Source organism: Actinocorallia aurantiaca (assembly GCF_039533685.1).
Taxonomy (GTDB): Bacteria; Actinomycetota; Actinomycetes; order Streptosporangiales; family Streptosporangiaceae; genus Actinocorallia; species Actinocorallia aurantiaca.
In genome coordinates this window covers 774,703-781,181 of the sequence record NZ_BAAATZ010000006.1, presented here as the reverse complement: position 1 = coordinate 781,181, position 6,479 = coordinate 774,703, and the positions used below count along the sequence as shown (strand labels likewise).

Annotated in this window: 8 protein-coding genes and 1 pseudogene; 4 read left to right on the top strand and 5 right to left on the bottom strand. The window is 65.2% G+C overall.

From position 1 onward, the window contains the following. Positions 1 to 655 precede the first annotated feature (655 nt). Together ABD327_RS10610 and ABD327_RS10605 are read right to left on the bottom strand one after the other, a co-directional pair. Positions 656 to 1,051 (bottom strand): hypothetical protein, encoded by a 396-nt coding sequence (locus ABD327_RS10610; RefSeq protein ID WP_344450096.1) that lies wholly within the window; start codon positions 1,049 to 1,051, stop codon positions 656 to 658. A gap of 545 nt (positions 1,052 to 1,596) precedes the next feature. Next, on the bottom strand, positions 1,597 to 2,085 hold the full coding sequence (locus ABD327_RS10605; RefSeq protein ID WP_344450095.1) for a DUF1579 family protein: 489 nt from the start codon (positions 2,083 to 2,085) through the stop codon (positions 1,597 to 1,599). A gap of 88 nt (positions 2,086 to 2,173) precedes the next feature. On the opposite strand from ABD327_RS10605, the gene ABD327_RS10600 reads away from it, so the two are divergent. Then, entirely contained in the window at positions 2,174 to 2,512 is a 339-nt protein-coding gene (locus ABD327_RS10600) for an ArsR/SmtB family transcription factor (protein WP_344450094.1), read from the top strand. Continuing rightward, positions 2,509 to 2,976, top strand: a complete 468-nt coding sequence (locus tag ABD327_RS10595; RefSeq protein WP_344450093.1) for an SRPBCC family protein — start codon at positions 2,509 to 2,511, stop codon at positions 2,974 to 2,976. Before ABD327_RS10600 ends, ABD327_RS10595 begins: the two co-directional genes overlap by 4 nt. Positions 2,977 to 3,043: 67 nt before the next feature. Here the strand turns inward: ABD327_RS10595 and ABD327_RS10590 are convergent. From ABD327_RS10590 to ABD327_RS10580, 3 genes and pseudogenes are all read right to left on the bottom strand, one after another. Beyond that, positions 3,044 to 3,199 (bottom strand): annotated as a pseudogene (locus tag ABD327_RS10590) (IS3 family transposase); the annotation flags it as partial. A gap of 76 nt (positions 3,200 to 3,275) precedes the next feature. Further along, positions 3,276 to 3,833 (bottom strand): hypothetical protein, encoded by a 558-nt coding sequence (locus ABD327_RS10585; protein ID WP_344450092.1) that lies wholly within the window; start codon positions 3,831 to 3,833, stop codon positions 3,276 to 3,278. Positions 3,834 to 3,919: 86 nt separating this feature from the next. Next, a complete protein-coding gene (locus tag ABD327_RS10580; RefSeq protein WP_344450091.1) occupies positions 3,920 to 4,162 on the bottom strand; it encodes a hypothetical protein in 243 nt (80 codons plus the stop codon). A gap of 250 nt (positions 4,163 to 4,412) precedes the next feature. Here ABD327_RS10580 and ABD327_RS10575 point away from each other — a divergent pair, with 250 nt between their 5' ends. Both ABD327_RS10575 and ABD327_RS10570 read left to right on the top strand, forming a co-directional pair. Then, a complete protein-coding gene (locus tag ABD327_RS10575) occupies positions 4,413 to 5,495 on the top strand; it encodes a DUF5753 domain-containing protein (protein ID WP_344450090.1) in 1,083 nt (360 codons plus the stop codon). A 105-nt stretch (positions 5,496 to 5,600) separates the two neighbouring features. After that, a complete protein-coding gene (locus ABD327_RS10570; RefSeq protein ID WP_344450089.1) occupies positions 5,601 to 6,437 on the top strand; it encodes an SAM-dependent methyltransferase in 837 nt (278 codons plus the stop codon). The last annotated feature ends 42 nt before the right edge of the window (positions 6,438 to 6,479 follow it).

Here is a 6,479-nt window from a genome sequence, read left to right as displayed (position 1 = left end):
AGGTTCTCCCGCAGTTCCCGTGCCAGGATGTGCAGCAGACTGTACCGCCGCCCAGAAATCAACGTTGCCTTTCGGGCTCGGCAGCATTGATAGTAGATCTAGGAGATGGGATACGTCGGGATCAGTGCTGATGTCACTGTGAGGACTCATGGTTCAGGACTGCCCTAGTATCATGATCAATTCCCAGTATTTGCCAGATCTGGTCACGGCATTGACTTCTAAAATCCGGCAAATCCCGCATTTAGATCGGCCTACCGCGTGAGTGGCAAGCTGGGAGGACGAGCAGGATTGCGAAAGGCTGCTGCGGACTTCCGGCGCTGGTCAGGGCGTGTTTATGGTTGGCAGGGATCTTGGGCTGCTTCGGAGAAGTAGGTCCGTTGCGAGTGCTGGCCGGATCGAGCTCGAAGCGGGGTCTCGCGACCCCCAGCCCCCTGCGGACCGGAGCGCTCGCCCGCGTGAATCCCTCTGCCAAACCGTCCTAACCGTTCGCGTGGCCGAGCGCGCCCCCGAACGAGCGTGCCAGGTAACTGGCCGGCGATGGTTGCTAGTACACCAAGCCTGGACCGATGTGGACGGGCATGGGCATGGGAGAAGCTGAAGGTCAGGTCAGCAAGTAGATCTGGACGATTGTGGATGGCTCTGATATTGCTACGGATCAGATGTCAACAGAAGAACTGCCCGCTTGCCCAGTAACCGAAGGTGTTGTTCTGATGGGGACTTGGTGGCGTTCGAGGTGCCTCTGAGCGTCGGCGTGCAGGGCTCTTAGGCGCGGCCAAATAGGGACGCCCTGGTCAGTATCGCGATGGTTGAGAAATGGTTGTGCGACTTGCATGAGCCGGACGAGGGGCAGAGCCCATATTTCCATAACATCTTTACGGCGGATGTATCTATTCTTGTAATAGATCCCGAGGACGTCGAAGTAGGCGAGCGAATTGTTGATCAGCTCGTACTCTTCTGGTGTCAAATCTTCAACACTGCGCCCGTCTTTGGCCATCTGATAGAGCAGACGGCGACCTCGCTGTCTGTCTGGGCTGACGAGCTGTTCGTGCATGCGAAGGAATAGATCTCGCTTGTCCTTCCGTCGACCGTGTACGAAAACGTACAGGCTTAGCACCAGCGCGACGCATGACAGAGCGATAGACATCCTAAGCCTCCAGGCTCTTGGTAGTTGCGATCTTCTAGGAGCAGCCGGTCAGCGGTTTAGACGTTCTAAGGGAGGCTCGCGGATTCTAAAGGTAAGGTGATTGAGCACAAAGGGTTAGGGGCCCGCCGACAGCGACAAGCAGGTAGGGAGAAGCAGGCACGGCTGCTGACCGAAGCTGAGACGGTGTGAGTGTCTAACTGGGTGACAACCGAGGCGTACGAGGGCGGACGCTGCCGGATGCTGAGGAACCGCTGATGCTGGCAGAGGGCTCGCGGGGGCTGCTAGAGATCTTGGGGAAGATGCTTCGCATCGAAGGGGTCAGGGGTTCGAATCCCCTCATCTCCACCCAGGTCAAAGGCCACTTCCGGCTCTCGGAAGTGGCCTTTTTAGTGCCCTGAGTGACTACGGGTTTCGGGCGAACAGGGGGTCCATGGTCTCGGCGCCTTCGAGGATCACGGGGCGGGGACAGCGCTGGAGCCGGGCATCTTCGTGAAGCTCATGTCCATCCAGTGCCGCCAGTTCGAGCCGTCGTCGGTGCGCTCCCATTCGGCCGTCATGGAGTCGCCGTCTTCGGCGATCACCAGCGTCGCCCGCTCCGTCTCGCCGGCGAACGTCCAGACGCCGTCGTCGTCGACGCTCGCCCGCATGGTGACGAACTCGCCGTGGTTGTCGAAGGAGCGCATGGGGTAGGTCCGGCTCGCCGGATCGTAGGGTCCGATCATCTCGATGACCTCGACGTGCTCATCATTCATGCGCACGTCCACACGGTGGATGAGGAAGTGTTCGCCCGCCAGCCACTCGTAGATGTCCGATCCGACGATGCGGATCTCCGGATCCGTCGGGGTGGCCGTTGTCCGCCCCTGCGAACGCCAGCGGCCGACGAGCGCGTTCAGCCGTCGGTTCTCCGGTCGCGGCACATGGGTGCTGTCATCTCCTGACATGGCGGATCCCTCGTCCTCGAAAGTATGTAAGATATTGCTTAAACACTTACACACTGTCCCGGCAGTGCGCAAACGAAGGCGGTGACCCATGGACGACGCGCTTCGCGCCGTGGCGGACCCGACCCGCCGCGCCATCCTCGTCCTGGTGCGGGATCGCGAGGTGTCGGCAGGCGAGATCGCCGAGCGCTTCCCCGAGATCAGTCGCCCCGCGGTGTCCCAGCACCTGCGAACGCTGGCGGCGGCCCGCCTCGTCGACGTCCGCCGCGCAGGCAACCGCCGCTTCTATCGGCTGCGTCCGGAGGGACTGGCCGAGGCGGTGACGTTCCTGGAGACCATGTGGTCCGCCTCGCTCAGCCGCCTCCAGCACGAAGCCGAGCAGGAAGAACACGCGCACACCGGCGACCAGGACGCGAAGGGATCGTTGTGAGCAGGACGATCGAGCAGACGCTGCACATCCGCGCGCGCCCCGAGACGGTCTGGCGGTTCTTCACCGACCCGGCACGCCTGGCGCGATGGTGGGGAACGGCCGAACTGGACGCCGGCCCCGGCGGCATCTTGCAGGTGGCGATGCACGAGGGTCCGCGCCCGGTGATGCGCGGCCGGTTCGTGGAGCTCGTGCCGTACGAACGCCTCGTCTTCACCTTCGGCTGGGAGGCCACCCCGGGCGCACCCGACATCCCACCGGAGTCCTCCCGAGTCGAAGTCACCCTGACCCCGGACGGCGACGGCACCGAGCTCACCCTGCGCCACAGCGACCTGCCGACCGTACTCGAGGAGGAGACCGGCGACGGCTGGGCGCACCTCCTCCACCGCCTGGCCGAAACGGCTGAACCCGGCGACCAGCCGCTGGACCAGGCACCAGGCCCGTGTGAGGAGGGCGAGCGGTGTTGAGCGTTGCGGGAGCGGCACCGTGCCCAGCGGTGGCGGGGCCGTTTTCTCAACTGATGTCGCCCCGGTTTCACGGACTCGCTGGTGAGGAGATCGGGCTCGACCGGGTGGTGGTTTCGAACTGTATCGGGGTCATCCAGTCCAGGGACGAGTGGCGTCGGCGGCGGTTGTAGAACCCTTCGATGTACTCGAAGATCGCGTTGGCGAGTTCGATGCGGGTGCGCCGGCGCTGCCGGTCGATCCAACGCAGTTCTCCGTCTCCTTGCCACGTCGGCTGGTCGTCAGGCGAACTACCCGGGGCTTCACAGGCCCCAGATCCAGGCCGGGGTGCGGCGGTGTTCTTTCGCGGTGATGCGGATGGGCCGGTAGGAGGAAGGGTCTAGGTGGCGGCTGTGGCGGGTGGCGTGCTGGTAGAGGGCGTTGGAGACGATCATGCCCAGGGCGGTGTCGGTGGTGCGGAGGGCTCGTTTGAAGGTGGCGCAGTCCAGGAGGCGGAAGAGCAGGATGAGGTCGTTGCTGGTGACGCCGTGGGCGTCGTGGTGGACCTCGCCGTAGTGGACGGCCAGGCGTAGGCGGAGCGGGGGCGCGGGGTCGTCCCCGTGGGGGCGGCGGAGGAGTGCGCGCAGGTGGTGGGCCAGAGGGTCCAGGAACAGGGTGGGGTCGGTGTCGGTGGGGGCGACTACCAGGGCGCCGTCGCCGCGGTCTTCGCGGTGGCATTCCCACCAGGGCAGGCCGGTCAGGTCGAAGGCTTCTTGGATGTGGTCGTACAGGCGGTTCCGTGCCTGGATCTGGGTGCGGGCGTCTGGACAGGCGGTGCTGAAACCGATGATGTCGGCGGCGAAGAGCGCGGACTTTCTCACCGTTGGAGCCCGGGAGGGGATTTCGGTCATCGGTGGAGGGAGAGGGGAGAGTCGGGGGCGGCTGGGTCTGCGGGGAGGGGGAGTGGTCATTTCGTGGGGCTCCCCGCATAAGGGGCTTCTAGCTGGTCGTCTTCCCAGAATGCCTCGATTTCGCCGGCCGAGAGTTCGGCTACGGGTACGGGGCGGAGGGTCCGGCCGGTGCGGATCGCCCAGACGGTGAACAGCGACAGGGACATGAGGGCGGCGTCGTTCGGCTTGGACGGGTCGGCGAGGGCGGGGTCGTCGAAGCCGGGGAGGACGGAGGGCGGTGGTGTGGCGAGTCGCAGCACGGGGCGGTCCCTTCTTCGGATGCCGCCCAGAGTGCAGGCCCGCACGGCTGCTCCGCCCCAGGAACGATCATCTCCGGGACTTCCGGATAAAAGCGGGAATCGCGGCATAGCCGACATACCCGCCTAGCATTAGCAAGCCCGGCCAAGCGGTCATATGCCTATTTAGTTTGGCGCTGGATGTCGGGTGCGGCAGGCCTTGCCGGGTGGGACCATGTGCGGGTCGATCACTGCAAGACCAGGATGTGTCGCCATGAACGAGCAGGAACGGGTCGCGGTCGCGAATGGATTTCGCGCCGCACTGGGTGTCGCGGTGGATCTCGCCACGCCCGAAGGGCTCCTGTCGCTGCAGAAGTTCTCGGAGAAGGCGCAGCGGATCCTGGCGCGGCGGAACATCAAGATCATGGTATTGGCTGATTCGACGGTTTCGGACAACCTGAACAAGTCCACCAGCCGACTGCCGAAGCGGTATTTCGTGCAGTCCCTGATCAGGGTCCTGCGAATGGCGATCGGGGAATGGGGCGGAGACCCCGACATGATCGGGACGTTGAGGCAGTGGACGATCTGGTACAACGACACGGTTCTGGCGATGTCCAGCGGGCGGCCCGCGCCCGAGATCGTCCTTCCGCGCCAGGTCGGCACGCGTGTTCCTCTGAGCCTGGTTCACGGGGGCACTGATGTAGGGAAGGGGCTCGGAGGCTCCTGGAGGGCGGACCCGCCGCCGGATCCGTGGGAGGAGTACGGCGACGCCGCGCCCGATCGGTTTCGGCGCTACCTCGATCTGGAGAGGGAGGCCCGCGTTTTCAAGGTCTACGAACCCCGGACAGTCCCCGAGCTGCTGCAGACGCGGGACTACGCCCGCGCGGTGATCGCTCACGCGCTGCCCGACGCCTCCGAGGAGACGGTCCGCCGGCATGTCGCCCTGCGGATGCGCCGCTTCGAGCTGCTGTACCGCAGGCCGGACAGGCCCGTCGGATGGTTCCTCCTGGAGAAGGCCGCGCTCTTCCACCCGGCCGTTTCGCCGGAGGTCATGCAGGACCAGTACCGGGCCCTCCTGCGCGCCATGAGTTCCCGGCGGGTGACCCTCCAGGTGCGGACGTCCCTGCCGCGCAGATCCGCACCCGCCGGTGAGGCGATGACGATTCTGCGGTTCGCCGATGGAGGCCGCTCTGACATCGTCTACCTTCCGGCGGACGGGCCGACGGGAACGGCGCGGGGAAGCATTCTGGACCAGCCGGAGGACTTTCAGGAATACGCGGTGAAATTCGCCAACATCGGCCGTGATTCCAAAGGCGAGGACTCCAGCAGGACATTCATCGAAGGGCTCCGCACCTGACGGCGGGAATTCGTCTCAGCCACTGGAATATGCCTGGTGGCGTACGGGATCTTGGGGCAAAATCACCCGAACACGATGATTGCACCCACGAGTACGGAGGCTGCCATGGGGACCGGCGATGACTCAAAAAGCTTTTTCGACGAAGCCGAAAAAGACCTGAGCGGCGGTATCGACACCACGGTTCCCCACTCCGCACGCGTCTGGAACTACTGGCTGGGCGGCAAGGACAACTTCCCCGTCGACCAGGAGGCCGGCGACCAGTACTTCGACGTCTTTCCGGGGATCGTGGACATCGCCCGGCTGAGTCGCCAGTTCCTCGCCCGCGCCGTCGGTCATCTCGCCACCGACGAGGGCGTCCGCCAGTTCCTCGACGTCGGGACCGGCCTGCCCACCGTCGACAACACCCACGAGGTCGCCCAGCGCGCGGCTCCCGACGCGAAGATCGTCTACGTCGACAACGACCCCCTCGTGCTCGCCCACGCCAACGGGCTGCTCAACAGCACGCCCGAGGGCGTCACCGCCTACATCGAAGCCGACCTGCACGACCCGGCCGACATCATCAGGCAGGCCCGCGAGACCCTCGACTTCGAGCAGCCCATCGCCCTCATGCTCATGGAGATCCTCGGTCACGTCCCCGACGACGAACGGGCACAGGAGATCGTCCATCAGCTCGTCGACGAGCTTCCCTCGGGGAGCTTCCTCGTCATCGCCGACGGTACCGACACCATCCCCGACACCCTCGACCAGGCCCAGGACGAATACGACGAGGGCGGCGCCGTTCCCTACGAACTCCGCAGCGCCGACCGCATCCTGCCCTTCTTCGCCACCGTCGACCTCCTCCCTCCCGGCCTCGTGCCGTGCCCGCAGTGGCGTCCCGAGATCGAGCCCGTCGGGCCGGTGCCCCCGGTCCAGCCGCTCGGCGGCATCGGACGGAAGAGCTGAGGCGGCAGGACGCTCCGGCCGTGTGGCGACGTCGTCGCGCCG

What these genes read in the sequence shown, in the direction of transcription:
- ABD327_RS10600 (WP_344450094.1), top strand. Translation starts at nt 2,174, where the DNA reads ATGGACGACGCGCTTCGCGCCGTGGCGGACCCGACCCGCCGCGCCATC.
- ABD327_RS10610 (WP_344450096.1), bottom strand. Translation starts at nt 1,051, where the DNA reads ATGCACGAACAGCTCGTCAGCCCAGACAGACAGCGAGGTCGCCGTCTG.
- ABD327_RS10570 (WP_344450089.1), top strand. Translation starts at nt 5,601, where the DNA reads ATGGGGACCGGCGATGACTCAAAAAGCTTTTTCGACGAAGCCGAAAAA.
- ABD327_RS10605 (WP_344450095.1), bottom strand. Translation starts at nt 2,085, where the DNA reads ATGTCAGGAGATGACAGCACCCATGTGCCGCGACCGGAGAACCGACGG.
- ABD327_RS10575 (WP_344450090.1), top strand. Translation starts at nt 4,413, where the DNA reads ATGAACGAGCAGGAACGGGTCGCGGTCGCGAATGGATTTCGCGCCGCA.